Genomic DNA, 578 nt, shown 5'->3' with positions numbered 1-578 from the left:
ACATCTTTATCTGTAATGAAGAGCTCAATAGAAAGTAAAAAGCCACAAGGATGCTGCAGAGCAATCCAAATGGCATAATCAAATAATCACATTTAGTATAACACATATTTGAAAATAAAAATAATTTTATAAATGAAAAGGAGAAATGAAATATGAAATCAACAGGAATAGTAAGAAAAGTAGACGAGTTAGGGAGAATAGTAATACCAAAAGAATTAAGAAGATCTTTAGGCATAGAAGAGAAAGATGCGTTAGAAATTTTTGTAGATGGAGAACAAGTAATATTAAAGAAATATGAGCCTGCTTGCATATTCTGTGGAGAAGGAAAAGAAGTAATTAATTATAAGGGCAAAAACATTTGTGCTAATTGTTTCGATGGAATGAGAAAGTAAAATGATTACTAGAATAATGACTAAGAATCAGGTAATTAAACAACTTAAGTCTTTAAAAAGTGAAGCTGAATATATGGCCAAAAGTGAAGGCGCAGATGAAATATTTAAGCAAGATGCAGCAGCTCTTAATGCAGCTATATATTATTTAAATAAAAAAAGGAAAGAAGATATTTGTATTATAAAAGC

At 29.1% G+C, this 578-nt stretch carries 2 protein-coding genes; both read left to right on the top strand.

Annotation, left to right across the window (positions count from 1 at the left end; translation table 11 throughout):
* Window positions 1-152: 152 nt before the first annotated feature.
* Window positions 153-392, top strand: coding sequence for an AbrB/MazE/SpoVT family DNA-binding domain-containing protein (locus CLPUN_RS12535; protein WP_077847617.1), 240 nt, complete (start codon window positions 153-155; stop codon window positions 390-392).
* 1 nt (window position 393) lies between these two features.
* Window positions 394-578: hypothetical protein (locus CLPUN_RS12530; protein WP_143329046.1), on the top strand; the 185-nt coding region annotated here is incomplete at its 3' end.

This window comes from Clostridium puniceum, assembly GCF_002006345.1.
GTDB lineage: Bacteria > Bacillota > Clostridia > Clostridiales > Clostridiaceae > Clostridium > Clostridium puniceum.
Note: the sequence above shows the minus strand (reverse complement) of the source record. Positions and strands in the feature narration are given on the sequence as shown.

Bases quoted from the DNA above. Each gene is read 5' to 3' on its own strand.
- CLPUN_RS12535 (WP_077847617.1), top strand. From the start codon at position 153: ATGAAATCAACAGGAATAGTAAGAAAAGTAGACGAGTTAGGGAGAATA.